Source organism: Pseudomonas sp. GL_091 (genome assembly GCF_057837725.1).
In genome coordinates, this window is record NZ_CM174451.1 from 1,781,053 (window position 1) to 1,806,085 (window position 25,033).

Annotated in this window: 23 protein-coding genes and 1 pseudogene; 18 read left to right on the top strand and 6 right to left on the bottom strand. The window is 58.8% G+C overall.

Annotated elements, in window-relative coordinates; genetic code table 11:
* Positions 1–171 precede the first annotated feature (171 nt).
* The 8 genes and pseudogenes from AC3ITY_RS08180 to AC3ITY_RS08215 form a co-directional block, all read left to right on the top strand.
* Complete coding sequence (locus AC3ITY_RS08180) at positions 172–3,003, top strand: 2-oxoglutarate dehydrogenase E1 component (RefSeq protein WP_489308387.1); 2,832 nt, start codon at positions 172–174, stop codon at positions 3,001–3,003.
* A gap of 42 nt (positions 3,004–3,045) precedes the next feature.
* On the top strand, positions 3,046–4,260 hold the full coding sequence (gene odhB, locus AC3ITY_RS08185) for a 2-oxoglutarate dehydrogenase complex dihydrolipoyllysine-residue succinyltransferase (RefSeq protein ID WP_489308388.1): 1,215 nt from the start codon (positions 3,046–3,048) through the stop codon (positions 4,258–4,260).
* 98 nt (positions 4,261–4,358) lie between these two features.
* Positions 4,359–5,795 (top strand): dihydrolipoyl dehydrogenase, encoded by a 1,437-nt coding sequence (lpdA, locus tag AC3ITY_RS08190; RefSeq protein ID WP_489308389.1) that lies wholly within the window; start codon positions 4,359–4,361, stop codon positions 5,793–5,795.
* A gap of 343 nt (positions 5,796–6,138) precedes the next feature.
* Positions 6,139–7,305 (top strand): ADP-forming succinate--CoA ligase subunit beta, encoded by a 1,167-nt coding sequence (gene sucC / locus AC3ITY_RS08195; RefSeq protein WP_007919879.1) that lies wholly within the window; start codon positions 6,139–6,141, stop codon positions 7,303–7,305.
* Positions 7,305–8,186, top strand: a complete 882-nt coding sequence (gene sucD, locus AC3ITY_RS08200) for a succinate--CoA ligase subunit alpha (protein WP_003172813.1) — start codon at positions 7,305–7,307, stop codon at positions 8,184–8,186. The genes sucC and sucD overlap by 1 nt, the downstream gene beginning before the upstream one ends.
* Before the next feature lie 401 nt (positions 8,187–8,587).
* Complete coding sequence (brnQ, locus tag AC3ITY_RS08205; protein WP_489308390.1) at positions 8,588–9,901, top strand: branched-chain amino acid transport system II carrier protein; 1,314 nt, start codon at positions 8,588–8,590, stop codon at positions 9,899–9,901.
* Positions 9,902–10,095: 194 nt separating this feature from the next.
* Entirely contained in the window at positions 10,096–10,833 is a 738-nt protein-coding gene (locus AC3ITY_RS08210; RefSeq protein WP_150724532.1) for a DUF599 domain-containing protein, read from the top strand.
* 11 nt (positions 10,834–10,844) lie between these two features.
* Positions 10,845–10,970: pseudogene (locus tag AC3ITY_RS08215) on the top strand (MAPEG family protein); the annotation flags it as partial.
* Between the two features lie 67 nt (positions 10,971–11,037).
* Here the strand turns inward: AC3ITY_RS08215 and AC3ITY_RS08220 are convergent.
* A complete protein-coding gene (locus AC3ITY_RS08220) occupies positions 11,038–11,262 on the bottom strand; it encodes a hypothetical protein (RefSeq protein ID WP_489308391.1) in 225 nt (74 codons plus the stop codon).
* 158 nt (positions 11,263–11,420) lie between these two features.
* Between AC3ITY_RS08220 and AC3ITY_RS08225 the strand changes: the two genes are divergently transcribed.
* The 4 genes from AC3ITY_RS08225 (at position 11,421) to AC3ITY_RS08240 (ending at position 15,128) form a co-directional block, all read left to right on the top strand.
* Entirely contained in the window at positions 11,421–11,897 is a 477-nt protein-coding gene (locus AC3ITY_RS08225) for a PaaI family thioesterase (protein WP_489308392.1), read from the top strand.
* A complete protein-coding gene (locus AC3ITY_RS08230) occupies positions 11,894–12,346 on the top strand; it encodes a PaaI family thioesterase (protein ID WP_046037644.1) in 453 nt (150 codons plus the stop codon). The genes AC3ITY_RS08225 and AC3ITY_RS08230 overlap by 4 nt, the downstream gene beginning before the upstream one ends.
* 81 nt (positions 12,347–12,427) lie before the next feature.
* Complete coding sequence (gene htpG / locus AC3ITY_RS08235) at positions 12,428–14,332, top strand: molecular chaperone HtpG (RefSeq protein WP_489308393.1); 1,905 nt, start codon at positions 12,428–12,430, stop codon at positions 14,330–14,332.
* A gap of 67 nt (positions 14,333–14,399) precedes the next feature.
* Positions 14,400–15,128 (top strand): dienelactone hydrolase family protein, encoded by a 729-nt coding sequence (locus tag AC3ITY_RS08240; protein ID WP_489308394.1) that lies wholly within the window; start codon positions 14,400–14,402, stop codon positions 15,126–15,128.
* Positions 15,129–15,261: 133 nt separating this feature from the next.
* Here the strand turns inward: AC3ITY_RS08240 and AC3ITY_RS08245 are convergent, their stop codons facing one another.
* From AC3ITY_RS08245 to purM, 5 genes are all read right to left on the bottom strand, one after another.
* A complete protein-coding gene (locus tag AC3ITY_RS08245; RefSeq protein ID WP_489308395.1) occupies positions 15,262–16,122 on the bottom strand; it encodes a pirin family protein in 861 nt (286 codons plus the stop codon).
* Between the two features lie 62 nt (positions 16,123–16,184).
* A complete protein-coding gene (locus AC3ITY_RS08250) occupies positions 16,185–16,601 on the bottom strand; it encodes an OsmC family protein (protein ID WP_489308396.1) in 417 nt (138 codons plus the stop codon).
* A gap of 142 nt (positions 16,602–16,743) precedes the next feature.
* Positions 16,744–17,457 (bottom strand): DUF3108 domain-containing protein, encoded by a 714-nt coding sequence (locus AC3ITY_RS08255; protein ID WP_223455948.1) that lies wholly within the window; start codon positions 17,455–17,457, stop codon positions 16,744–16,746.
* Between the two features lie 8 nt (positions 17,458–17,465).
* Entirely contained in the window at positions 17,466–18,116 is a 651-nt protein-coding gene (purN, locus tag AC3ITY_RS08260; RefSeq protein ID WP_489308397.1) for a phosphoribosylglycinamide formyltransferase, read from the bottom strand.
* Positions 18,116–19,174 (bottom strand): phosphoribosylformylglycinamidine cyclo-ligase, encoded by a 1,059-nt coding sequence (gene purM, locus AC3ITY_RS08265; RefSeq protein WP_008049708.1) that lies wholly within the window; start codon positions 19,172–19,174, stop codon positions 18,116–18,118. Before purM ends, purN begins: the two co-directional genes overlap by 1 nt.
* Positions 19,175–19,560: 386 nt before the next feature.
* On the opposite strand from purM, the gene AC3ITY_RS08270 reads away from it, so the two are divergent.
* The 6 genes from AC3ITY_RS08270 to AC3ITY_RS08295 all read left to right on the top strand — a co-directional run bounded on the left by AC3ITY_RS08270 (position 19,561) and on the right by AC3ITY_RS08295 (position 24,908).
* Complete coding sequence (locus AC3ITY_RS08270) at positions 19,561–20,613, top strand: DUF2066 domain-containing protein (RefSeq protein WP_489308398.1); 1,053 nt, start codon at positions 19,561–19,563, stop codon at positions 20,611–20,613.
* A 36-nt stretch (positions 20,614–20,649) separates the two neighbouring features.
* On the top strand, positions 20,650–21,723 hold the full coding sequence (locus tag AC3ITY_RS08275) for an AI-2E family transporter (RefSeq protein ID WP_489308399.1): 1,074 nt from the start codon (positions 20,650–20,652) through the stop codon (positions 21,721–21,723).
* A gap of 230 nt (positions 21,724–21,953) precedes the next feature.
* Positions 21,954–22,658, top strand: a complete 705-nt coding sequence (gene hda / locus AC3ITY_RS08280) for a DnaA regulatory inactivator Hda (protein WP_007984552.1) — start codon at positions 21,954–21,956, stop codon at positions 22,656–22,658.
* A 222-nt stretch (positions 22,659–22,880) separates the two neighbouring features.
* Positions 22,881–23,513 carry a C40 family peptidase gene (locus tag AC3ITY_RS08285; protein WP_489308400.1) on the top strand — a complete coding sequence of 211 codons (633 nt, stop codon included), beginning with the start codon at positions 22,881–22,883 and terminating at the stop codon, positions 23,511–23,513.
* Between the two features lie 165 nt (positions 23,514–23,678).
* Positions 23,679–24,215: a C40 family peptidase gene (locus AC3ITY_RS08290; RefSeq protein WP_489308401.1), complete on the top strand. Its 537-nt coding sequence runs from the start codon at positions 23,679–23,681 to the stop codon at positions 24,213–24,215.
* Positions 24,216–24,233: 18 nt separating this feature from the next.
* On the top strand, positions 24,234–24,908 hold the full coding sequence (locus tag AC3ITY_RS08295; RefSeq protein WP_489308402.1) for a class I SAM-dependent methyltransferase: 675 nt from the start codon (positions 24,234–24,236) through the stop codon (positions 24,906–24,908).
* Positions 24,909–25,033: the final 125 nt, after the last annotated feature.

The window sequence follows — 25,033 nt, forward strand, 5'->3', positions numbered from 1 at the left end:
TAAAAGGCTGCGGCTCTTATTTTGAAGAAATGAGACAAGCAGGGGCATCCGGGCTGGTACCCGGACTATCAGTGTGATCCTAGTGGCTTGTTTTGGTCGCTGCATTCGGACTTCTGCAAGTTTGCTCGGTGTCGACACCGATGGTGTTCCCCTAACCGAGGGTGACCAAGCATGCAAGAAAGCGTGATGCAGCGCATGTGGAACAGTGCCTACCTATCCGGTAGTAACGCTGCCTATGTGGAAGAGCTTTACGAGCTCTACCTGCACGACCCTAACGCTGTGCCAGAAGAGTGGCGCACCTACTTCCAGAAGTTGCCTGCTGACGGCAACTCTGCCACCGATGTTTCGCACTCCACAATTCGCGATCATTTCGTCTTGCTGGCAAAGAACCAGCGCCGCGCCCAACCGGTTTCCGCCGGCAGCGTGAGCAGTGAGCACGAGAAGAAGCAAGTTGAAGTGCTGCGATTGATCCAGGCCTACCGTATGCGTGGCCACCAGGCAGCCCAGCTTGACCCGCTGGGACTGTGGCAGCGTCCTGCACCTGCAGACCTGTCGATCAATCATTACGGCTTGACCAATGCCGATCTTGATACGACCTTCCGTGCCGGCGACCTGTTCATCGGCAAAGAGGAAGCGAGCCTACGCGAAATTCACGAAGCGTTGCAGCAGACATATTGCCGCACCATCGGCGCTGAGTTCACGCACATCACCGATTCCGAGCAGCGCCAGTGGTTCCAGCAGCGTCTGGAAAGCGTGCGCGGTCGTCCGACGTACTCCGCCGACATCAAGAGCCACCTGCTCGAGCGCGTGACCGCCGGCGAAGGCCTGGAAAAATACCTGGGCACCAAATACCCGGGTACCAAGCGTTTCGGTCTGGAAGGCGGCGAAAGCCTGATTCCGATGCTCGACGAGCTGATCCAGCGTTCCGGTTCCTACGGCACCAAGGAAATCGTCATCGGCATGGCCCACCGTGGCCGTCTGAACGTGCTGGTCAACACCTTCGGCAAGAACCCGCGCGAGCTGTTCGACGAGTTCGAAGGCAAGAAGAAGGTCGAGCTGGGTTCCGGTGACGTGAAATACCACCAGGGCTTCTCGTCCAACGTGATGACCTCCGGCGGTGAAGTTCACCTGGCCATGGCGTTCAACCCGTCCCACCTGGAAATCGTTTCCCCGGTGGTCGAGGGTTCGGTTCGCGCCCGTCAGGACCGTCGTAACGATCCAACCGGCGAGAAGGTTCTGCCGATCTCCATCCACGGTGACGCTGCATTCGCAGGTCAGGGCGTGGTCATGGAAACCTTCCAGATGTCGCAGACCCGCGGATTCAAGACCGGCGGTACCGTGCACATCGTGATCAACAACCAGGTCGGTTTCACCATCAGCAACCCGCTGGACTCGCGTTCCACCGAGTACGCGACCGACGTTGCGAAAATGATCCAGGCGCCGATCCTCCATGTGAATGGTGATGATCCGGAAGCCGTATTGTTCGTGACCCAGCTGGCCATCGACTACCGCATGCAGTTCAAGCGTGACGTGGTGATCGACCTGGTCTGCTACCGTCGTCGCGGCCACAACGAGGCCGACGAGCCAAGCGGCACCCAGCCGATCATGTATCAGCAGATCACCAAACAGCGCACCACCCGTGAGCTGTATGCCGATCGTCTGACCCAGGGCGGTGTGCTGGACGCAGAGCGTGTTCAGGCGAAAGTCGACGAATACCGCAACGCGCTGGACAACGGTCTGCACGTAGTGAAGAGCCTGGTCAAAGAGCCGAACAAAGAGTTGTTCGTGGACTGGCGTCCGTATCTGGGCCACGCCTGGACCGCACGTCACGACACTCGCTTCGACCTCAAGACCTTGCAGGAACTGTCCGCCAAGCTGCTGGAAATCCCGGAAGGCTTCGTGGTTCAGCGCCAGGTTGCCAAGATCTACGAAGACCGCCAGAAGATGCAAGCCGGCGGCCTGCCGATCAACTGGGGTTACGCCGAAACCATGGCGTACGCGACCCTGGCGTTCGAAGGTCACCCGATTCGCATGACTGGCCAGGACATCGGCCGCGGTACGTTCTCGCACCGTCATGCCGTGTTGCACAACCAGAAGGACGCGGGCACCTACATCCCGCTGCAGAACCTGTACGACGGTCAGCCGCGTTTCGACCTGTACGATTCGTTCCTGTCCGAAGAAGCCGTACTGGCGTTCGAATACGGTTACTCGACCACCACGCCTGATGCGCTGGTGATCTGGGAAGCCCAGTTCGGCGACTTCGCCAACGGTGCCCAGGTAGTTATCGACCAGTTCATCACCAGTGGCGAGCACAAGTGGGGCCGTCTGTGCGGTCTGACCATGCTGCTGCCGCACGGTTATGAGGGGCAGGGGCCGGAGCACTCCTCGGCTCGTCTGGAGCGTTACCTGCAGCTGTGCGCCGAGCACAACATTCAGGTGTGCATGCCGACGACGCCGGCTCAGATCTACCACTTGCTGCGCCGTCAGGTGATTCGCCCGCTGCGCAAGCCACTGGTAGTCCTGACTCCGAAGTCGCTGCTGCGCCACAAGCTGGCCATCTCGACGCTGGAAGATCTGGCCGAAGGTTCGTTCCAGACCGTTATCCCGGAAATCGATGCCCAAGACCCGAAAAAGGTCGAGCGCATTGTTCTGTGTAGCGGCAAGGTCTACTACGACCTGCTGGAAAAACGCCGTGCCGAAGGTCGTGACGACATCGCCGTCGTGCGTATCGAGCAGCTGTACCCATTCCCTGAGGACGACTTGAATGAAGTCCTGGCTCCTTACACCAACCTCAAACATATCGTTTGGTGTCAGGAAGAGCCGATGAACCAGGGTGCCTGGTACTGCAGCCAACACCACTTGCGTCGCAGCGTCGGTAACCTCAACAAGTCTCTCGTACTCGAGTACGCGGGCCGTGAGGCTTCTGCTGCACCTGCATGCGGTTACGCATCGATGCACGCCGAGCAGCAGGAACAACTGCTGCAAGACGCCTTTACTGTTTAACGCCTTCGCGCACCTGAAACCGAATTTAAGGAACCACAGACAATGGCTATCGAGATCAAAGCCCCCACTTTCCCGGAATCGGTTGCCGATGGCACCGTTGCCACCTGGCACAAACAACCGGGCGACGCGGTCAAGCGCGACGAACTGATCGTCGACATCGAAACCGACAAAGTCGTGCTGGAAGTGCTGGCTACCGCTGACGGCGTGCTGGGCGCTATCGTCAAGAACGAAGGCGAAACCGTTCTGTCCGACGAAGTCCTGGGCTCCATCGTTGAAGGCGGCGCTGCTGCCGCTCCGGCTGCTGCTGCTCCGGCCGCTGCTGCCGCTGCTCCAGCTGCCGGCGCTGACGAAGACGCTATCGCAGCTCCAGCTGCTCGCAAGCTGGCCGAAGAAAACGGCATCAACCTGGCTTCCGTCAAAGGCACCGGCAAAGATGGTCGTGTAACCAAGGAAGACGTGGTTGCCGCTGTCGAAGCCAAGAAAGCTGCTCCTGCTGCCGCACCTGCCAAGGCTGCTGCTCCGGCTGCCGCTGCTCCTGTGTTTGCCGCTGGCGAGCGCATCGAGAAGCGCGTACCGATGACCCGCGTTCGTGCAACCGTTGCCAAGCGTCTGGTTGAAGCTCAGTCGAACATGGCGATGCTGACCACTTTCAACGAAGTCGACATGACCGAAGTCATGGCGCTGCGTTCGAAGTACAAGGATCTGTTCGAGAAGTCCCACAACGGCGTGCGCCTGGGCTTCATGTCGTTCTTCGTGAAAGCAGCTACCGAAGCGCTGAAACGCTTCCCGGCTGTCAACGCCTCGATCGACGGCGGCGACATCGTTTACCACGGCTACGCTGACGTCGGCGTTGCAGTTTCCAGCGATCGCGGCCTGGTTGTACCGGTTCTGCGTAACGCCGAACTGATGAGCCTGGCTGAAATCGAAGGCGGCATCGCCACCTTCGGCAAGAAAGCCCGCGACGGCAAACTGTCGATGGACGAAATGACCGGTGGTACTTTCACCATCACCAACGGTGGTACTTTCGGTTCGATGATGTCGACCCCGATCGTCAACCCGCCACAAGCCGCCATCCTGGGCATGCACAACATCATCCAGCGTCCGATGGCCATCAACGGTCAGGTCGTTATCCGTCCGATGATGTACCTGGCACTGTCCTACGATCACCGTCTGATCGATGGCAAAGAAGCTGTGACCTTCCTGGTGACCATCAAGAACCTGCTGGAAGATCCGGCTCGTCTGTTGCTGGATATCTGATAGAAGCAGCCATGGGCTGCAAGTTCGAGCTGTCGGAAAACCCGCAGCCTGGCTTGCAGCTTGCGGCTTGAAGCTTTTCGCTAAAGAGGATTTTTTGAATGTCGCAGAAATTTGACGTAGTAGTGATCGGTGCGGGCCCTGGCGGTTACGTGGCTGCCATCAAGGCCGCTCAGCTTGGTCTTTCGACGGCCTGCATCGAGAAGTACACCGACAAGGAAGGCAAACTGGCTCTGGGCGGTACCTGCCTGAACGTCGGCTGCATTCCATCCAAGGCCCTGCTGGACAGCTCGTGGAAATTCCACGAAGCCCAGGACGGTTTCGCGATCCACGGTATCAATCACGCTGGCGTGACCATGGACGTGCCAGCGATGGTCGGCCGCAAGGCCAACATCGTCAAAGGCCTGACCTCCGGCGTTGCGACCCTGTTCAAAGCCAACGGTGTGATCTCGATCCAGGGTCACGGCAAGCTGCTGGCCGGCAAGAAAGTTGAAGTCACCAAGCCAGACGGCTCGGTAGAAATCATCGAAGCCGAAAACGTCATCCTGGCTCCAGGTTCGCGTCCGATCGACATTCCACCAGCTCCGGTTGACCAGAATGTGATCGTCGATTCGACTGGTGCCCTGGAATTCCAATCCGTGCCTAAGCGTCTGGGCGTGATCGGCGCTGGCGTGATCGGTCTGGAACTGGGTTCGGTCTGGTCGCGTCTGGGTGCAGAAGTGACTGTCCTGGAAGCCCTGGACACCTTCCTGATGGCAGCGGACACCGCTGTTTCCAAGGAAGCGCTGAAAACCCTGACCAAACAGGGTCTGGACATCAAGCTGGGCGCTCGCGTAACCGGTTCCAAAGTGAACGGCGACGAAGTTGTGGTGAACTACACCGATGCCAAGGGCGAACAGAACATCACTTTCGACAAGCTGATCGTAGCCGTTGGTCGCCGTCCGGTGACCACTGATCTGCTGGCTGCCGACTGCGGCGTGACCCTGGACGAGCGCGGTTTCGTGCACGTTGATGATCACTGCGCCACCACCGTACCGGGCGTTTACGCCATCGGCGACGTGGTTCGCGGCATGATGCTGGCGCACAAGGCCTCGGAAGAGGGCATCATGGTTGTCGAGCGCATCAAGGGCCACAAGGCCCAGATGAACTATGATTTGATCCCTTCGGTTATTTATACTCACCCGGAAATCGCGTGGGTTGGTAAAACCGAGCAGGCCTTGAAAGCTGAAGGCGTTGAAGTTAACGTCGGCACCTTCCCGTTCGCAGCCTCTGGCCGTGCCATGGCTGCCAACGACACCGGTGGTTTCGTCAAGGTCATCGCAGATGCCAAGACAGACCGCGTACTGGGCGTCCACGTGATTGGCCCAAGCGCTGCAGAACTGGTTCAGCAGGGCGCGATCGGTATGGAATTCGGCACCAGCGCTGAAGACCTGGGCATGATGGTTTTCTCCCATCCGACCCTGTCTGAAGCCTTGCACGAAGCTGCTCTGGCAGTGAATGGCGGCGCCATCCACATCGCCAACCGCAAGAAGCGTTGAGGGCTTTGTGAAAACGTAGCGAGCGACGGAAAGACAAGGCAAAAACAGGTGAGGAAGCGGAGTTGACGTTAGTCAATGAGCATTTCGAGCCTGTTTTTAAGGTGTATTTCGCGCGGAGCCCGCAGCAGTTTTCACATGTTCGAAAGAGATAATAAGAAACCACGGCGGTATGGCCCGTCGTGAGCCTTGCATGCAAGACTCACCGCGGAATATCCGCTGGACGCAGTCTTGCATAGCTGCACCGGGTATCCGGAAAGGCTATGCAAGCAGCAGTCACAGGTGGTGCGGCACTTGAATGAGTGCAGCACCGAATGCGCAGTACCTAACGAAGACGGTAATAAGCATGAATCTTCACGAGTATCAGGGTAAGCAGCTGTTCGCTGAATACGGCCTGCCAGTTTCCACCGGTTACGCGGTAGACACCCCGGAAGCAGCAGCAGAAGCTTGCGACAAAATCGGCGGCAGCGAGTGGGTTGTCAAAGCCCAGGTCCACGCCGGTGGTCGCGGTAAAGCGGGCGGCGTAAAGCTGGTTCGCAGCAAAGAAGACGCCAAAGCCTTCGCACAGCAGTGGCTGGGCAAGCGTCTGGTGACTTACCAGACTGACGCCAATGGCCAGCCAGTCACCAAGATCCTGGTTGAATCGTGCACTGATATCGCTAAAGAGCTGTACCTGGGCGCTGTCGTTGACCGTTCGAGCCGTCGTATCGTGTTCATGGCTTCCACCGAAGGTGGCGTGGACATCGAGAAAATCGCTCACGACACTCCAGAAAAAATTCTGAAGGCCACTATCGATCCACTGGTTGGCGCTCAGCCATTCCAGGGTCGCGAACTGGCATTCCAGTTGGGTCTGGAAGGCAAGCAAGTTGCCCAGTTCGCCAAGATCTTCGTAGGTCTGGCCAAACTGTTCAAGGATCACGACCTGGCCCTGCTGGAAGTGAACCCGCTGGTGATCAAGGCTGATGGCGATCTGCACTGCCTCGATGCCAAGATCAACATCGACGCCAACGCCATGTACCGTCAGCCTAAGCTGAAGACTTTCCACGATCCGTCGCAGGACGATCCGCGCGAAGCGCACGCTGCCAAGTTCGAACTGAACTACGTAGCGCTGGAAGGCAACATCGGTTGCATGGTCAACGGTGCTGGCCTGGCCATGGGTACCATGGACATCGTCAACCTGCATGGCGGCAAACCAGCCAACTTCCTCGACGTGGGCGGCGGTGCTACCAAGGAACGCGTTACCGAAGCGTTCAAGATCATCCTGTCCGACACTAACGTCGCTGCAGTACTGGTCAACATCTTCGGCGGCATCGTTCGTTGCGACATGATTGCCGAAGGCATCATCGGCGCCGTGAAAGAAGTCGGCGTGAAAATCCCGGTTGTTGTTCGCCTTGAAGGCAACAACGCTGAACTGGGCGCTAAAGTACTGGCAGAAAGCGGTTTGAACATCATCGCTGCTACCAGCCTGACCGACGCTGCTCAACAAGTTGTCAAAGCTGCGGAGGGCAAATAATGAGCGTCCTGATCAATAAAGACACCAAAGTTATCTGCCAGGGTATTACCGGTTCGCAAGGTAGTTTCCACACCCAGCAAGCCATCGAGTACGGCACCAAGATGGTTGGTGGTGTAACTCCAGGCAAAGGCGGCACCGAGCACCTGGGCCTGCCAGTGTTCAACACCGTGAAAGACGCTGTAGCTGCCACTGGCGCCACCGCCAGCGTGATCTACGTTCCGGCTCCTTTCTGCAAAGACTCGATCCTGGAAGCTGCTTTCGGCGGCATCAAGCTGATCGTGTGCATCACCGAAGGCATTCCTACCCTGGACATGCTGGACGCTAAAGTTAAGTGCGACGAACTGGGCGTAGTCCTGATCGGCCCTAACTGCCCAGGCGTGATCACCCCAGGCGAATGCAAGATCGGCATCATGCCAGGTCACATTCACTTGCCAGGCAAGGTCGGTATCGTTTCCCGTTCCGGCACCCTGACCTACGAAGCTGTGAAGCAGACTACTGACGCCGGTTTCGGTCAGTCGACTTGCGTCGGCATCGGTGGTGACCCGATCCCGGGTTCGAACTTCATCGACATCCTGAAGCTGTTCCAGGAAGACCCGAAGACCGAAGCGATCGTGATGATCGGTGAGATCGGCGGTTCGGCTGAAGAAGAAGCGGCTGCCTACATCAAGGCGCACGTGACCAAGCCGGTTGTTTCCTACATCGCTGGTGTGACTGCCCCTGCGGGCAAGCGCATGGGCCATGCTGGCGCAATCATCTCTGGCGGCAAAGGCACTGCAGACGAGAAATTCGCTGCTCTGCAAGACGCAGGCGTTAAAACCGTGCGTTCGCTGGCAGACATCGGCAAGGCCCTGGCCGAGCTGACTGGTTGGGCTGTCAAGTAAGCCTCGCGCTTGGCTGACGCTTCACCAAACAAAGGCCACCTTCGGGTGGTCTTTGTCGTTTCTGGCATATGTGTTGATGGAACTGACGCCTTCGCGAGCAGGCTCGCTCCCACAGGTGTACGCATTCCAATGTGGGAGCGAGCCTGCTCGCGATGGCGGACTTACTGGCGACAACCATTAACATGCGAAAACGCGACACAAAGATGTCGTGCATCGGAATGTTCGCCCTCTAACAGTGCGTTTCTGGTCAAAATTCGTTAGGCTACTCGCCATTTTTGCGTCCGCGGCCCACAAGGCGGCAACGCGCTAAAAGGGTCGGTCTTATACGGACTGACAGCATTTCCCTCACCCATAGGGAAATCCCTCTCTAAATTCCGATTCAGTAGTGTGGTATTTCCTTAATGAAAGTGTTGAAAGGCCAGGACATCCTGGCACTTGGTTTTATGACGTTTGCCCTGTTCGTCGGGGCTGGCAACATCATCTTCCCGCCTATCGTCGGTTTGCAGTCCGGGCCCAATGTCTGGATGGCGGCGCTGGGCTTCCTGGTCACCGCGGTTGGTCTGCCGGTGATCACCGTTGTGGCGCTGGCCAAGGTCGGCGGTGCAATGGATGCCTTGAGCAGCCCGATCGGTAAAATCGCCGGTGGCCTGCTGGCGGCTGCGTGCTACCTCGCTGTTGGCCCGCTGTTCGCGACGCCACGTACCGCGACGGTATCCTTCGAAGTGGGCCTGGCGCCGCTGACTGGCGAGAGCCCGCTGGCGCTGTTCCTCTACAGCTCGGTGTACTTCCTGCTGGTGTTCTTCATCTCGCTGTATCCGGGCCGTTTGCTGGATACCGTAGGGCGCTTCCTCGCGCCGCTGAAGATCATCGCCCTGGCCGTGCTGGGCATTGCAGCATTCGCCTTGCCGGCCGGTGACATTGGCCAAGCCACGCCTGAATACATGGCGGCGCCGTTTTCCCAAGGCTTCATCAACGGTTACCTGACCATGGATACCCTGGGCGCACTGGTGTTCGGCATCGTCATCGTCAACGCCATTCGTTCCCGCGGTGTCGAGTCGCCCGCACTGATCACCCGCTACGCGATCATCGCTGGACTGATCGCCGGTGTCGGCCTGGCGCTGGTGTATGTCAGCCTGTTCCGTCTCGGTTCGGGCAGCCATGAAGTGGCCGCTGGCGCTGCCAATGGCGCGGCGGTATTGCACGCCTACGTGCAGCACACCTTCGGTTCGCTGGGCAGCGGTTTCCTTGCCGTGCTGATCTCCCTGGCGTGCCTGGTGACCGCGGTCGGCCTGACCTGTGCCTGCGCCGAGTACTTCAGCCGTGTGGTGCCGCTGTCTTACAAGACGCTGGTGATCATCCTCGCTGCATTCTCGCTGCTGGTGTCCAACCTGGGCCTGACCAAGCTGATTGCGTTCTCGATCCCGGTGCTCACCGCGATCTACCCACCGTGCATCGTCCTGGTGGCGTTGAGCTTCTGCAAGGACTTCTGGCATGAGCAGGGTCGTATCCTCGGCCCGGTCATGCTGGTGTCGTTCATCTTCGGCCTGATCGACGCCCTCAAGGGTGCAGGCCTGGCGGACTGGATGCCGACGCAAATGGCCCACCTGCCGCTGAGTGAGCAGGGCCTGGCCTGGCTGGTGCCATCGGTGATGACACTGGTGGTCGCGGTGGTTTGCGATCGTCTGCTGGGCAAGCGCGCCGAAGCCTTGGCTTAAGTCGCTTCACGGCCCGTCACAAGCGGGTCTTGAGCAAAAACAGAAATGCCCCGTATCAATCGATACGGGGCATTTTTTTTGTGAGGGGTGCGGTGTCTTTTCCGTTGAGCTAACGTCGAAGCACTGCAACATCCTTTGTGGGAGCTCGCTCCCATAGGGTCTGTGTAATCTGCATTTACATCACAAGGAACTGCATGTCGTTCATCCAAGCCAACCTGATCCACATTCTTGCCGCCATCTGGTTCGTCATCTGCTGGGGCGGGTACACCCGCTATGCCACCTGGAAAGGTCGTGACACCGCGTGCCTGGCCAGTGTGCTGCACCTGTATCGTGAGGACTGGATGCGCCGCATGCTGCTGCGCGACAACCGCATCGCCGATGCCAGCGTGATCGGCAACCTGGAGCGCAATGCTTCGTTCTTCGCCTCCAGTACGTTGATTATCCTGGCGGGTATTCTCACGGTGCTGGGGGCTTCGGAACGCGCGGTATCATTGCTGGCGGATATCCCCATGGTGCAACAGGCGTCCCAGGGCATGTCGGAAATCAAGTTGCTGTGCCTGGCGCTGGTGTTTGTCTATGCGTTCTTCACGTTCAGTTGGTGCATGCGCCAATACAACTTCGCCGCCATTCTGGTCGGTTCGGCACCGATGGTCGGTGAACGCCATGTGTCCGAGCAGGAGCGCAAGGCCTTTGCCGCCCGTGCAGCCCGTGTCATCTCGATGGCCGCCAACCAGTTCAACTTTGGCCTGCGCTCTTATTACTTCGGCATGACCATGCTGGCCTGGTTCGTCAGCCCATGGCTGTTCATGTTGATGAGTGCCGGTGTGGTGTTCGTATTGTATCGCCGCGAGTTTCACTCCGACGTTCTCGACGTGATGGTCTATACCCCAACAGAGGCGCCATTGCCCGAAGTGAGTAAAGAGGCAGCCTGATCGGGCGCCCGCGCATTGGCTATCCAGTGTGTTACTGGAAGGATCTGGCTCGGCAACTCAGTCTGGTTTGGCTGGTGGGATTAATCTGTTCGCTGTTGTTGATGATTAGTCCGACCTTTCGAACGATTTTGCTCTAACCACTTTTTTCAAGGCAAAAGAAAACCCGCACTTGGCGGGTTTTCTTTTGCCACTCTAAAAACCGTATTAGTTCTTAGGTGCTTCCGGAGCGGCCGGAGCAGCCTGATCTTTGGCGGCTTCGGCGTTTTCTTTCGCCGCGTCGTTCACTTTATCCTGAGCTTCGTTCATTTTTTGCTGGGCTTGTTCAGCATGTTGGTTAGCATCTTGAGCTTTGTCCTCGGATTTTTTATCGCAGGCAGCGAGACCGAGGGAAGCGGTCAACATCAAGGCAATAGCTAAAGTCTTACGCATGGGGTGTTTCTCCTGATGAAAAGCATCTACTGGCATTAAGAGCCCAGGCATCAGGGTTAAGTTCCTTAATTCTTTCAGATATATAAGTTTGTTCTAGTGCGGAACTTTTACCCGTACCGCCACCGCACAGTACGGACATAAAAAAGAGCTTTTATCAAATGGCTGAAAACCCCGTTTTTGAGCGTGCGAAGCGTTTTCTGTCGGCGCTGCGACATTGCCAGGTACTTGGACTAAGCGTTCACAGCGCCAGCAACGAAGGGCTGACGATTGTGCTGCCGTACAGCCCGCAGATCGTCGGCAATCCCGAAACCGGCGTGATTCATGGCGGGGCGCTGACCTCGCTGATGGACACGGCCTGTGGCATGGCGACGCTCTGCGTGCTCCCGGAGTTCGAGGTCTGCCCGACCCTCGACCTGCGCATCGACTACATGCACGCCGCCGAGCCACATAAGGATGTCTACGGCTTTGCCCAGTGCTATCGGGTCACCACCGACGTGATTTTTGCCCGTGGCTTCGCCTATCAGGATGACCCCGGGCAACCCATTGCCCATGTGATGGGCACTTTCATGCGCATGGGCAAGGGCATCAAAGGCACCAAGGGCTTTGGTGGCGCGGTAGCCGGAGGTGCGCAATGAGCGAATCGCTGAAGGAGCAATTGCAAAAGGCCCATGAGCAGGGCGATTACGCCTCGCTGCTGGATTTGATTCCCTATGCCCGGCTGATTGGAGTCGAATGTTCACGGGTGGGAGATGAGCTGCTGTTCAAGCTGCCAGCGAACAAGGACAACATCGGTAACCCTTTGTTGCCGGCGATTCATGGTGGTGTGATCGCCGGTTTCATGGAATTGGCCGCGGCGCTGCACTTGTTGGTGTTTACCGGATCGCCCGGGGTGCCGAAGATCATCGACTTCTCCCTGGATTACCTGCGAGCCGGGCAGTTTCGCGATACCTGGGCCCGATGCCAGGTCTGGCGCCAGGGTCGCCGGGTCGCCAACGTGGCGATTACCGCCTGGCAAAGCACCGAAGCCGAGCCCATTGCCACGGCCCGTGCACATTTCAAACTCGAAGAGCCCTTGAAATCCTGAACTCAGCCCCAAACTCTGAGGACAACCCGCCGTCGACCCTCAAGGTCGCGGCTTATGCCATCTGATTGGAGTTTGATGACCATGAGTGTGGAAACTCAAAAGGAAACCCTGGGCTTCCAGACCGAGGTGAAGCAGCTGCTGCACCTCATGATCCATTCGCTGTATTCCAACAAGGAAATTTTCCTTCGCGAATTGATCTCGAACGCCTCTGACGCTGTCGACAAATTACGTTTCGAAGCCCTGGCCAAGCCAGAGCTGCTGGAAGGTGGCGCCGAACTGAAAATCCGTGTGAGCTTCGACAAGGACGCTAAAACCGTCACCCTCGAAGACAACGGTATCGGCATGAGCCGCGAAGACGCGATCACCCACCTGGGTACCATCGCCAAGTCCGGCACCGCCGATTTCATGAAGCACCTGAGCGGCGACCAGAAGAAAGACTCGCACCTGATCGGCCAGTTCGGCGTCGGTTTCTACTCCGCATTCATTGTCGCTGACAAAGTCGATGTGTACAGCCGTCGTGCCGGCAGCGCTGCCAGCGAAGGCGTGCACTGGTCGTCCAAGGGCGAAGGCGATTTCGAAGTTGCGACCATCGACAAGGCCGAGCGTGGCACTCGCATCGTCCTGCACCTGAAATCCGGTGAAGACGAGTTCGCTGATGGCTGGCGCCTGCGCAACATCATCAAGAAGTACTCCGACCACATCGCCTTGCCGATCGAGTTGCCGAAAGAAGTGGCAGCCGCCGAAGGCGAAGAGCAACCGGCCGTTGAATGGGAAACCGTCAACCGCGCCAGCGCCCTGTGGACCCGTCCGCGTACCGAGATCAAGGACGAGGAATACCAGGAGTTCTACAAGCACATCGCTCACGATTTCGAAAACCCGCTGAGCTGGAGCCACAACAAGGTCGAAGGCAAGCTCGAATACAGCTCGCTGCTGTACGTGCCGAGCCGTGCACCGTTCGACCTGTACCAGCGTGAAGCGCCGAAAGGCCTGAAGCTGTACGTGCAGCGCGTGTTCGTCATGGATCAGGCCGAGTCCTTCCTGCCGCTGTACCTGCGCTTCATCAAGGGCGTGGTCGATTCCAACGACCTGTCGCTGAACGTGTCGCGGGAAATCCTGCAGAAAGACCCGATCATCGATTCGATGAAGTCGGCGCTGACCAAGCGCGTCCTGGACATGCTGGAAAAACTGGCGAAGAACGAGCCTGAGCAATACAAGGGCTTCTGGAAAAACTTCGGTCAGGTCATGAAAGAAGGCCCGGCAGAAGATTTCGCCAACAAGGAAAAAATCGCCGGCCTGCTGCGTTTCGCATCGACCCATGGCGACGATGGCGAGCAGGTTGTTGGCCTGGCCGAGTACCTGGCGCGCGCCAAGGAAGGTCAGGACAAGATCTACTACCTGACCGGCGAAACCTATGCCCAGGTCAAAAACAGCCCGCACCTGGAAGTCTTCCGCAAGAAAGGCATCGAAGTGCTGCTGTTGACCGACCGCATCGACGAGTGGCTGATGAGCTACCTCAGCGACTTCGACGGCAAGAGCTTCGTCGACGTGGCGCGCGGTGACCTGGACCTGGGTAACCTGGACTCGGAAGAGGACAAGAAAGCCGCGGAAGTAGTCGCCAAGGCCAAAGAAGGTCTGGTCGAGCGTTTGAAGGCCGCGCTGGGCGAATCCGTTGCGGAAGTTCGGGTGTCCCATCGCCTGACCGATTCGCCGGCAATCCTGGCCATCGGCGAGCAGGACCTGGGCTTGCAGATGCGCCAGATCCTGGAAGCCAGCGGTCAGAAGGTTCCGGATTCGAAGCCGATCTTCGAATTCAACCCGGCTCACCCGCTGATCGAGAAGCTCGACAACGAGCAGAGCGACGAGCGCTTCGGCGACCTGTCGCACATCCTCTTCGATCAGGCGGCCCTGGCGGCCGGCGACAGCTTGAAAGATCCGGCGGCCTATGTGCGCCGTCTGAACAAGCTGTTGGTCGAGCTATCGGCCTGACTGTGTTGTAGAAAAACCCGCTTCGGCGGGTTTTTTCATTCCGGTGCTAAAACATTAGGAGTCAGAAATGAGCCAAATCACTGTACGTTCCGTTGCCTATCAGATTGACGGCCAGGCTTACGAAAGCCGTCTGGCCTTCGATGCCGACCACAAAGGCCCGCGCCCGGGTTTGTTGATGGCGCCGAACTGGATGGGCGTCAGCGCCGGTGCCGAGGAGATCGCCAAGTCGGTGGCATCCAAGGGTTATGTGGTGTTGATCGCAGACCTTTACGGTCAATCGGTTCGTCCGACAAACAATGACGAGGCCGGCGCGGCCATGATGCCGTTGAAGAATGACCGCCCATTGCTGCGCAAGCGCATGCAGGTGGCGTTCGAACAGCTGCAAAGCCAGGGTGAAGTGGCTGTCGATATTTCGAAACTGGCGACCTTCGGTTTCTGCTTTGGCGGCTGCTGCGCCCTGGAGTTTGCCCGTACCGGTGCGTCGGTGAAGGCCGCGGTATCGTTCCACGGCACGCTGGACACACCGAATCCGGCTGATGCGAAAAGCATCAAGGGTAAGGTGTTGGTATTGCACGGCGCCTCCGATCCACTGGTGCCGAAGGAGCAGTTGCCGGCGTTCGAAGATGAAATGAACGCGGCGGGTGTGGATTGGCAGTTGCTGAGCTACGGCGGTGCATTCCACTCGTTCACCGACCCGCACGCCAACGTGCCGGGCATGATGATGTATGACGCCAAAGTGGCTGCCCGGGCCTTCACGTCGATGCATAACTTGCTGGATGAGGTGTTCAAGGGCTGATGCTGTTTCAGGCACTGAATGATCTGGTGCCTGACAGGGACTCTTCGCGAGCAGGCTCGCTCCCACATTGGAATGCTTTTCCCCTGTGGGAGCGAGCCTGCTCGCGATGGCGGTATGGCTGGCGCCGGAAATCTCAGGGCAATTCGATCCGCTCAACTTCCCCCGGCACTGTCGGCCAGTCCCCGGCCGCCCAACGTCGGCGTGCCTCATCAATCGCCGCCGGATCGCTCGCGACAAAATTCCAGTTGATCCGCCGTGGCCCGTCCAGCGGAGCACCGCCGAACAACACGGCATGACTGTCGCTTTCAGCAAACAGAGTCATCTCTTCCCCGACAGGCAATACCACCAGCGAGTACGGCTCTATCGGCTCGCCATCCAGCTGCACCTCGCCGCTCAGCACATACAGCGCACGTTCTTCATGCTCGGTGGGGATGAGCAATGTCGTCGCCGTTTGCAGATGCAATTCCGCGTACAACGTAGGAGAAAGCACCGGCACTGGCGATTCCAGGCAAAAGCCTGACCCGGCAATCATGCGAATCTTCACCCCCAGGTTTTCGCTGACCGGCAATGTGGACGCCAGATGGTGGCTGTAATGCCCCGGACCTTGTTCTTTATCCTTGGGCGAAGCCAGCCAGATCTGCAAGCCGTGCATCGTGAAGCCACTTTCTCTCAGGGCCTCTGGCGTGCGTTCGACGTGGGCAATGGCACTACCGGCCGTCATCCAGCTGACGTCGCCAGTCCCGACCACTTGATCGGAACCGAGGCTGTCCTTGTGCTGGATTTGCCCCTGGAACAAGTAGGTGAGGGTGGACAGGCCAATGTGCGGATGCTGGCGGATGTTCATGCCTTTGCCCGGTGGATAACGGGTTTCCAGCATGTGGTCGAAAAACACGAATGGCCCGACACTGCGGCACTTGGCCGATGGCAGCGGGCGGAGAATCGGCTGGCCTTCGACATCTTCGGTGCGGGGGCGGATCACGAGCGGAGTGTTCATGGTGCGTTCCAGGCTGAGCGGGTGATGCGTTCGAGCATAACCCGCTTGCGCAGCCCTTGCCGCTATTGGCTGAACGCACCTTCGGACAAATGCGTTTCGATGCTGACTTCAGACGTGGTCATCAGCTTGTGGATCGGGCAGCGATCAGCCACGCGGTGCAGTTCATCGCGCTGGGCGTCGGTGAGTACGCCCTTGAGGGTCAGTTTGACGTGCAGCGCGTACTGGCCTTTCTGTTCCAGGCTGTTGTCGCGCTTGACCTCGACGCCGACACCGGTCAGCGGGATGTCTTTCTTCCTGGCATACAGCTTCAGGGTCAGGGCTTTGCAGGCACCCAGCGCGGCATCGAAATAATCGTGCGGCTCCGGCGCCGAGCCCTCTCCGCCCGCCGTGACGGGCACGTCGGCGAAGAGTTCATGGTCATCGATCTGGACGCTGTGGCGAAAACCTTCGGCGGAGACGGTATTGACGGTAACAGACATGGCAAACCTCGCAGGCGACAGGAAAACTCATTCGATCAAAAAAGACCTTGAAGGTATAGAGCCATCGCGCTTGTCGGGTGTTCCAATTTTCGAACTCACAAAAAAGCCCCGCAATGGCGGGGCTTCATGGTATCGATCCGAATCAGCTACCTTTGACTTCCTTGCCGTTGACCGTGCCGTTCAGGAGCATGATGTTGTACTCCTTGCCGTCAGTTTCGACTTGTTGCAGGCGGACCAGCAGGTAATCCCAATCCTTGGCGAACCACATCACGGTAATGCGTTTGTTCTGTGTCGGGTCGCGTACACGTTCAACCTTGATTGCATCGATCTTGCCGGCCTTGGTATCGACCTTTTCCGAGCCCAGTACGCGGAAGTCATAGGTGTCTACATCATTGCCATCGACCACCTGATAACTCATGCTTTTCTTGCCTGCGGCAACGTCGTGCTGCAAGGCCAGTTGGTAGGTGGATTTGTCGAGCATGCCGCGGTTCAGCGGAACCTTGACCGCGTCGCCGCGATCGGTGCCGGTGATCACTTTGGTGTTCCAGTCGAAATCCAGATCCGATTTCTTGGCCTTGCCCAAACCGCCACGTTCAAAATGGTAGGACTCTGGAAGAAGCGTGTCCTTGTCCGGGGTCAGCGTGCTTTCCTCGGACAGGCTGGCGATCATCATCGACGCCTTGAAACTCAGTTTCCATTTGCCGTCGCTGGTTTTTTCGAGGCTGCGCTCGGCAGTGCCGCTCATGGGCAGCTGTTTCCAGTCGGCGGTGTAGCTGGCGGAGAAAGGTTGAAGGTCTGCCGCCTGGGCGAAGGGCAAGGCGAGCAGAGCGCAAGCGAAGAGCAGGGCGCGACGCATAAAATCTCCTAGTTTCGAATCAAGTGGCCGCTGGCCGCGAGTAACTGTCCATCCAGTAAAGCACCTTGCTCGCCGAGGGCCAGACGACCTTCGGCAAACCAGCGTACGGCCATCGGGTAGATCAGGTGTTCCTGAACGTGGACCCGCTGCGCCAGACTCTGCGGCGAATCCTGTAACTCTACCGGTATTACAGCCTGTACGACCAGTGGTCCACCATCGAGTTCCTCGGTGACGAAGTGCACGGAGCAGCCGTGCTCGGTGTCGCCAGCCTCCAGCGCGCGCTCATGAGTGTGTAACCCTTTGTATTTGGGTAGCAGCGAGGGATGGATATTGAGCAGGCGACCCTGATAGTGGCGTACGAAGCCAGCGCTGAGAATGCGCATGAATCCGGCCAGTACCACGAGTTTGGGGTTGAAGGCGTCGATCAGTTCGATCAGCGCGGCGTCGAAGGCCTCGCGACCTTCGAAAGCCTTGTGATCCAGGGCGCGGGTGTCGATACCCGCGTCCCTGGCGCGTTGCAGGCCGTAGGCGTCGGCGCGGTTGGAAATCACCGCAGCGATGCGGACCGGGCTGTCGCCGGTCCGCGAGCTGTCGATCAGGGCCTGCAAGTTACTGCCGGTGCCGGACAACAGCACCACCACATCACAGGTCTGAGACATCAATGAGCCTTGAGGTTCTTCAGTTCAACCTGAGCCGCGCCTTCGGCAGCGGTGGAGATCTGGCCGATGACCCAAGGCTGCTCGCCCGCTTCGCGCAGAACGTTCAGGGCCGCTTCAACGTGCTCCTGAGCCACGCAGATGACCATGCCCACGCCGCAGTTCAGCACGCGGTGCATTTCGTTCTCGTCAACGTTGCCTTTCTCTTGCAGCCAGTCGAACACTGCAGGGCGGTTCCAGCTTGCCACGTCAACCACGGCTTGCGCGCCTTTTGGCAGCACGCGCGGGATGTTGTCCAGCAGGCCGCCACCGGTGATGTGGGCCATGGCTTTGACCGCGCCGGTTTCCTTGATCAGCTTGAGCAGCGGCTTCACGTAGATACGGGTCGGGGCCATCAGCAGATCGGTCAGTGGCTTGCCGTCGAGCTGGGTGTTTTCGATGTCGGCGCCGGACACTTCGATGATCTTGCGGATCAGCGAGTAGCCGTTGGAGTGCGGGCCGGAAGATGGCAGGGCGAGAAGGGCATCGCCGGCAGCGACTTTGGAACCGTCGATGATTTCGGATTTTTCCACGACGCCGACGCAGAAACCGGCCAGGTCGTAGTCTTCGCCTTCGTACATGCCCGGCATTTCAGCGGTTTCGCCGCCAACCAGCGAGCAACCCGACAGTTCGCAGCCAGCGCCGATGCCGGTCACAACCTGGGCAGCGGTGTCGACGTTGAGTTTGCCGGTGGCGTAGTAGTCGAGGAAGAACAGCGGCTCGGCGCCGCACACCACCAGGTCGTTGACGCACATGGCAACCAGGTCGATGCCGATGCTGTCGTGCTTGTTCAGGTTCAGTGCCAGGCGCAGCTTGGTGCCGACGCCGTCAGTACCGGAAACCAGCACGGGCTGCTTGTAGCCGGCCGGGATTTCGCAGAGGGCGCCGAAACCGCCCAGGCCGCCCATGACTTCCGGGCGCGCAGTGCGCTTGGCGACGCTCTTGATGCGTTCGACCAATGCTTCACCGGCGTCGATGTCTACACCGGCGTCCTTGTAGCTCAGGGAGGGTTGCTTGCTCATGATCCAGGCCTTTAGGGGGGGATTTCTGGGTAACGACCGAGTCCGTCGGGAGCGCCGAAACTGCGTAGGCGAGAACCATGCGCGCTATTCGGACACTACCCGGCTGTTGCCGGTCTGCGAAGGCGCGCGATTTTATCAGGCTTGAGCCGCAGCGGCCATCCTCAGGCCGACAGCAGGGCCATATCCGGTCAAAAAAAACCGTTGATGCGCGGTGTCGGTGGCATCCTGCATGGCTGTATAAGGTATCGCGATTAACCGTCTATCGTTATGACAGTGCGAAAACTTACCCGGGACGTGTGAATGTTTTGCGTCGGGCAACGGTCACAGTCTTGCTCGATCGTCTTCATGCGGTCTGTTCCAGCCGCTCTTGTCGTCAGGAATCTTCCATGCGTTTTTGTAAATTCTTGCTTGTGAGTTGTTTGTCAGTGGTCAGCCTGGCCAGTCAAGCCGAAACCGTCAAAGGCCTTTACCAGGTGCGCGAGCCGGTGAATGGCCAGTCGTCCGAGGAGCGCGACCAGGCGACTCAGCGTGCGTTGGACACCTTGGTGTTGCGCCTTACCGGCGACCCCAAGGCCGCTCAAAGTCCCGGGTTGGCAGCTATTCGCAAAGACCCGCAACAGATCATCAGCCAATACGGCTTTGAGGCCGGGCCGCCGGAAGTCCTGAAAGTCGATTTCGACCCGGGTACCACCGAGCAGGCCTTGCGCCGCGCCGGCCTGGCCATGTGGGGGGCCAATCGACCGTCGATCCTCGGCTGGTGGTTGAATGATTCCACCGAGGGTTCAAGCCTGGTGGGCGATGGCCAGGCCAGCGCCGCGCCGCTGCGTCGGGCTGCCCAGCACCGTGGCTTGCCATTGCGCTTGCCATTGGCGGACCTGAACGAACAGATCGTCGCTACCGCGCCGAATCTGGAAGGCGCAGATCCCGCTCCATTGCATGCCGCATCGGAACGTTACAACGCCGACGCCTTGCTCGCGGTACACGCCCAGGAAGAGGGCGGGCAGTGGCAAGCCAAGTGGCGCCTGTGGCTGGGCGATCAGAAAGAGGCTGGCACCGTGCAGGGCGTCGATCAGGCTGCCGTGGCCGATGCGGTGATGCTGGCGGTCAACGAGCGCCTGGCGCCGCGGTTTGTCGCCAAACCCGGTGCTTCGAGCGAACAACTGCTGGAAGTGCAAGGCATGAATCTTGAGCACTACGCGGCGCTCGGGCGTTTGCTTGAGCCATTTGGCGGGCGTGTGCAAAGTGTCGAGGGCGACCGGATTCTCTATCGGGTCAATGGCAGCGCAGATCAACTGCGTGCACAACTGTCGCTGGCGAGGCTGCAGGAAGCACCGGCGGGTCAGGCCCCGACCCCGGTAGCGCCAATTCAGCCAGCCACTGGTGGCTCGGTGCCAGCCGCCGCGCCAGCCCCGACCCCGCAACTGCGTTTTCGCTGGTAGTTTTTCTTTCTTTATATAGAAGCAATGGAGTGGTTCATGGCCGATACGCGGCGTTGGTTCTGGCTCGGTGGGGTGGTCCTGCTTTGTGCGTTTGTCTGGTTGTTGCATCCGATCCTGACGCCGTTCCTGGTGGCGCTGCTGTTGGCCTACCTGTTCGACCCGCTGGTGGATCGGCTGGAGAAGGCAGGCCTGTCTCGAACCTGGGGTGTCGTGGCGGTGTTTACCCTGTTTACATTGATCTTCACCGCGCTGCTGTTGGTGTTGGTGCCGTTGCTCGCCAGGCAGTTGTTTCGTTTGTATGAACTGGCCCCGCAGATGCTCGACTGGCTGCAGCACACGGCGTTGCCCTGGGCGCAATCGAAGTTCGGCCTGTCGGATGGTTTCTGGAAGTTCGACAAGCTCAAGGCCGCTATCAGCGAACATATGAGTCAGACCACTGATATTGTCGGCGTGGTGTTGAGCCATGCCACGGCCTCGGGGCTGGCGTTGATCGGCTGGCTGGCGAACCTGGTGTTGATTCCGGTGGTGAGCTTCTACCTGTTGCGGGATTGGGACCTGATGATGGCCAAGGTCCGCAGCCTGCTGCCCCGTGATCGTGAAGCGCGCGCGGTATCGCTGGCGGGTGAATGCCATGAAGTGCTCGGAGCGTTCGTGCGTGGACAGTTGCTGGTAATGGTGGCCTTGGGTGTGATCTACGCAGCAGGCCTGATGCTGGTCGGATTGGAATTGGGCTTGTTGATTGGCCTGATTGCCGGTTTGGCAGCGATCGTGCCGTACATGGGGTTTATCATCGGCATTGGCGCGGCGCTGCTTGCGGGGCTGTTCCAGTTTGGTGGTGATCTTTACCCGATGCTCGGCATTGTCGCGGTGTTCATGGTCGGCCAGGCGCTGGAGGGTATGGTGCTGACGCCATTGCTGGTGGGTGACCGGATTGGCCTGCACCCGGTGGCGGTGATTTTCTCGATTCTGGCCGGTGGTGAGCTGTTTGGCTTTACCGGTGTGCTACTGGCATTGCCGGTTGCGGCGGTGATCATGGTGCTGGTGCGCCATGTGCATGATTTGTATAAGGATTCTGAAATTTACGGGAGTGTCGACGAGCCGGAGTGGTAAGGGGCGTCGATGGGTGATGGCGGGCTGCCCGGGTTCGGGCCGGGTCAGCCTGCTGGCATCGCGCAACTGTCACATGCACCGCCAAAGAAACTGCCACAAAACCGGTGCATTAACGCAAACCTTTGATTTTGCTTGTGGTCTGTCGCATTGTGCGGTCCGCCTCACGGGTATAAACTTCGCAAACTTTACACAGAGGCCACTAACGGTTCCTTTGGAACTGTTCAGTCAGCATGAAACCGATTCAGCTGCCCCTAGGTGTGCGTCTGCGTGACGACGCCACCTTTATCAACTACTACCCAGGCGCCAATGCCGCTGCACTCGGCTATGTCGAGCGGCTGTGCGAAGCCGACGCCGGCTGGACCGAAAGCCTGATCTACCTTTGGGGCAAGGACGGGGTAGGGCGTACGCACCTGTTACAGGCCGCCTGCCTGCGCTTCGAGCAATTGGGCGAGCCGGCGGTGTATCTGCCGCTGGCCGAGTTGCTCGATCGCGGCATTGAAATCCTCGACAACCTGGAACAGTACGAACTGGTCTGCCTGGATGATTTGCAAGTGGTTGCCGGGCGGGCGGACTGGGAAGAGGCGCTGTTCCATCTGTTCAATCGCTTGCGCGACAGCGGTCGACGCTTGCTGATTGCCGCGTCGACATCCCCACGTGAGCTGCCGGTGAAGCTGGCGGATCTCAAATCCCGCCTGACCCTGGCCTTGATCTTCCAGATGCGCCCGCTGTCCGATGAGGACAAATTGCGTGCCCTGCAATTGCGCGCATCCCGTCGCGGGTTGCATCTGACCGATGAAGTCGGGCATTTCATTTTGACTCGCGGTACCCGCAGCATGAGTGCGCTGTTCGAGCTGCTCGAGCGTCTCGATCAGGCCTCCCTCCAGGCTCAGCGCAAGCTGACAATCCCGTTTTTGAAAGAAACCCTCGGCTGGTAAACCCACTGAAACCGGGGTTTTTAGCGAATTTGGCATATTGCAGGCGCCAGAAATCCCGCTTTCCTGCCAGGTTGCAGGCTGCGTGTATGTTTAAAATGGGCTTAAGCGCTTAGATGTAAACGAGAAACGGATAAGTCACAAAAAGATCGATTGAATTTGCAAATGAGGTTGATAGCGGGCATAGTCTCGGCTTCTTTACAACTTTCAGCCACGGTCGTGCCCATGCTAAATCGCTTCGCACCCCTCGTGCCTCTCGCACTCGTCACCCTGTTGTTCGGTTGTGCTGCCCACACTCCGGTGTCCCAGCAAGCCCCGCAACAACAGGTTCAACACTCTGCTACCGCTCAGTCTTCCGCTCTCTTTCAGGAAGAGCTGGCTACCGAAAAAGAACTCGCAGACTTCGCTGGCGGCAAGTCCTACCAGCTTCCGGTCCTGGCCGACAGCATCCTCGAACGTGGCATGTCCCTGATCGGTACCCGTTACCGTTTCGGCGGTACTTCTGAAGCCGGCTTCGATTGCAGTGGTTTCATCGGTTACCTGTTCCGCGAAGAAGCGGGCATGAACCTGCCACGCTCCACCCGTGAAATGATCAACGTGGACGCACCGCTGGTCTCGCGCAGCAAGCTTGAGCCGGGCGACCTGCTGTTCTTTGCAACCAACGGCCGTCGTGGTCGTGTCAGTCACGCCGGGATCTACCTGGGTGACAACCAGTTCATTCACTCCAGCAGCCGCCGCAGCGGTGGTGTGCGGATCGATAGCCTGGGCGACAGCTACTGGAGCAAGACCTTCATCGAAGCGAAGCGCGCCCTGGCGATGGCACCAACCGCGTCGCCAATCGTCACTGCACGTAAATAAGCGGACAATTTGTAAGGCGAACTTAAAGTCTTACTTGAAGTTTGTCGCGTAGCCGCTAGAATCTTGATCTACGAATGATGGCAAACCGCCTGCGTCACACGCAGGCGGTTTTCTTTTCTGCGCTCTCCGCAGAAAAAGCCGCAGCCAGATCAGGATGCTCTGCTTATGACGACGCCGGCCCGCCTCGCAATCATGTTCTTCGCAGCGCTGCTCAGTGCCTGCGCCAGCCGCACACCGCCTCCTGCACCGGTGGTTCGCGCTCCTATCGTATTTGGCTCCTCACAAGCTTTTTCGCCCGAAGCGGAAGACGTGCTGTTTCGCGCGCTCGGCCTGGTGGGCACGCCTTATCGCTGGGGAGGCAACACGCCGGATTCCGGATTTGATTGCAGCGGCCTGATCGCTTACGTGTACCGCGATGTCGCCGGCATTGCCTTGCCGCGCACCACTCGCGAGATGATCTCCATGCAAGCGGCGAATGTGGGCAAGGAAGGCCTGCAAACCGGTGACCTGATTTTCTTCGCCACCAATGGCGGCTCCCAGGTCAGTCATGCCGGCATCTATGTGGGAGAAGGGCGCTTCGTCCACGCGCCGGCCACCGGCGGCACCGTGAAGCTCGACAGCCTGTCCAAGGCTTATTGGCAAAAAGCCTATCTGAGCGCCAAGCGTGTTCTGCAGCCTGAACATCTGGCGCGCAACCCGTAACATTCGGAGCTGGTGCTCATGACTGCTCGCACGCTCAATCTCGACGACGCTTTGTACCAATACCTGCTCGATGTTTCCCTGCGTGAAACACCATTGCTCAAGCGCTTGCGCGATGAGACCCAGGCGCTGCCGTTGGCACGCTGGCAGGTGGCGCCGGAGCAGGGGCAATTTCTTGCGTTGCTGGTCAAGCTCACCAGCGCTCGGCGCGTGCTGGAAGTCGGCACCTTCACCGGCTACAGCGCCCTGTGCATGGCGGCGGCGCTACCGGATGACGGCTCGCTGATTTGCTGTGACATGCCCGGCGACTATAACGCCACAGCACGGCGCTATTGGCAGGAAGCCGGGCTGGCCGGGCGCATTGACCTGCGTCTGGCGCCTGCACTGGAAACCTTGGCCGGGCTTGAGCAGCAAGGGCAGGGTGGACAGTTCGATCTGGTGTTCATCGATGCCGACAAGGCCAATTATCCGAGTTACCTTGAGCATGCATTGCGCTTGCTGCGGGTCGGTGGCCTGGCGGTGTTCGACAATACGCTGTGGAGCGGCCGGGTGCTGGAGGACAATCCCGAAAGCGCAGACACCCGTGCCATCCAGGCGCTCAATCGCGCCTTGAAGAGCGATGCGAGGGTGGATTTGTCGTTATTGCCGTTAGGCGACGGATTGACGCTGTGTCGTAAACGCCAGGCGTCCTTTTGAAAGCGTCGGGTCCCTTCGGCAGCTCCATGAGTTAATGAATCGAATTCTGTAGCAGGCAACGAACATTCGTAGATACATGTCATCCGCCTCTTTTCGTATTGGTTGCATTCACCCTCGTCTGCCCC

What these genes read in the sequence shown, in the direction of transcription:
- AC3ITY_RS08180 (WP_489308387.1), top strand. Translation starts at nt 172, where the DNA reads ATGCAAGAAAGCGTGATGCAGCGCATGTGGAACAGTGCCTACCTATCC.
- odhB (WP_489308388.1), top strand. Translation starts at nt 3,046, where the DNA reads ATGGCTATCGAGATCAAAGCCCCCACTTTCCCGGAATCGGTTGCCGAT.
- lpdA (WP_489308389.1), top strand. Translation starts at nt 4,359, where the DNA reads ATGTCGCAGAAATTTGACGTAGTAGTGATCGGTGCGGGCCCTGGCGGT.
- sucC (WP_007919879.1), top strand. Translation starts at nt 6,139, where the DNA reads ATGAATCTTCACGAGTATCAGGGTAAGCAGCTGTTCGCTGAATACGGC.
- sucD (WP_003172813.1), top strand. Translation starts at nt 7,305, where the DNA reads ATGAGCGTCCTGATCAATAAAGACACCAAAGTTATCTGCCAGGGTATT.
- brnQ (WP_489308390.1), top strand. Translation starts at nt 8,588, where the DNA reads ATGAAAGTGTTGAAAGGCCAGGACATCCTGGCACTTGGTTTTATGACG.
- AC3ITY_RS08210 (WP_150724532.1), top strand. Translation starts at nt 10,096, where the DNA reads ATGTCGTTCATCCAAGCCAACCTGATCCACATTCTTGCCGCCATCTGG.
- AC3ITY_RS08220 (WP_489308391.1), bottom strand. Translation starts at nt 11,262, where the DNA reads ATGCGTAAGACTTTAGCTATTGCCTTGATGTTGACCGCTTCCCTCGGT.
- AC3ITY_RS08225 (WP_489308392.1), top strand. Translation starts at nt 11,421, where the DNA reads ATGGCTGAAAACCCCGTTTTTGAGCGTGCGAAGCGTTTTCTGTCGGCG.
- AC3ITY_RS08230 (WP_046037644.1), top strand. Translation starts at nt 11,894, where the DNA reads ATGAGCGAATCGCTGAAGGAGCAATTGCAAAAGGCCCATGAGCAGGGC.
- htpG (WP_489308393.1), top strand. Translation starts at nt 12,428, where the DNA reads ATGAGTGTGGAAACTCAAAAGGAAACCCTGGGCTTCCAGACCGAGGTG.
- AC3ITY_RS08240 (WP_489308394.1), top strand. Translation starts at nt 14,400, where the DNA reads ATGAGCCAAATCACTGTACGTTCCGTTGCCTATCAGATTGACGGCCAG.
- AC3ITY_RS08245 (WP_489308395.1), bottom strand. Translation starts at nt 16,122, where the DNA reads ATGAACACTCCGCTCGTGATCCGCCCCCGCACCGAAGATGTCGAAGGC.
- AC3ITY_RS08250 (WP_489308396.1), bottom strand. Translation starts at nt 16,601, where the DNA reads ATGTCTGTTACCGTCAATACCGTCTCCGCCGAAGGTTTTCGCCACAGC.
- AC3ITY_RS08255 (WP_223455948.1), bottom strand. Translation starts at nt 17,457, where the DNA reads ATGCGTCGCGCCCTGCTCTTCGCTTGCGCTCTGCTCGCCTTGCCCTTC.
- purN (WP_489308397.1), bottom strand. Translation starts at nt 18,116, where the DNA reads ATGTCTCAGACCTGTGATGTGGTGGTGCTGTTGTCCGGCACCGGCAGT.
- purM (WP_008049708.1), bottom strand. Translation starts at nt 19,174, where the DNA reads ATGAGCAAGCAACCCTCCCTGAGCTACAAGGACGCCGGTGTAGACATC.
- AC3ITY_RS08270 (WP_489308398.1), top strand. Translation starts at nt 19,561, where the DNA reads ATGCGTTTTTGTAAATTCTTGCTTGTGAGTTGTTTGTCAGTGGTCAGC.
- AC3ITY_RS08275 (WP_489308399.1), top strand. Translation starts at nt 20,650, where the DNA reads ATGGCCGATACGCGGCGTTGGTTCTGGCTCGGTGGGGTGGTCCTGCTT.
- hda (WP_007984552.1), top strand. Translation starts at nt 21,954, where the DNA reads ATGAAACCGATTCAGCTGCCCCTAGGTGTGCGTCTGCGTGACGACGCC.
- AC3ITY_RS08285 (WP_489308400.1), top strand. Translation starts at nt 22,881, where the DNA reads ATGCTAAATCGCTTCGCACCCCTCGTGCCTCTCGCACTCGTCACCCTG.
- AC3ITY_RS08290 (WP_489308401.1), top strand. Translation starts at nt 23,679, where the DNA reads ATGACGACGCCGGCCCGCCTCGCAATCATGTTCTTCGCAGCGCTGCTC.
- AC3ITY_RS08295 (WP_489308402.1), top strand. Translation starts at nt 24,234, where the DNA reads ATGACTGCTCGCACGCTCAATCTCGACGACGCTTTGTACCAATACCTG.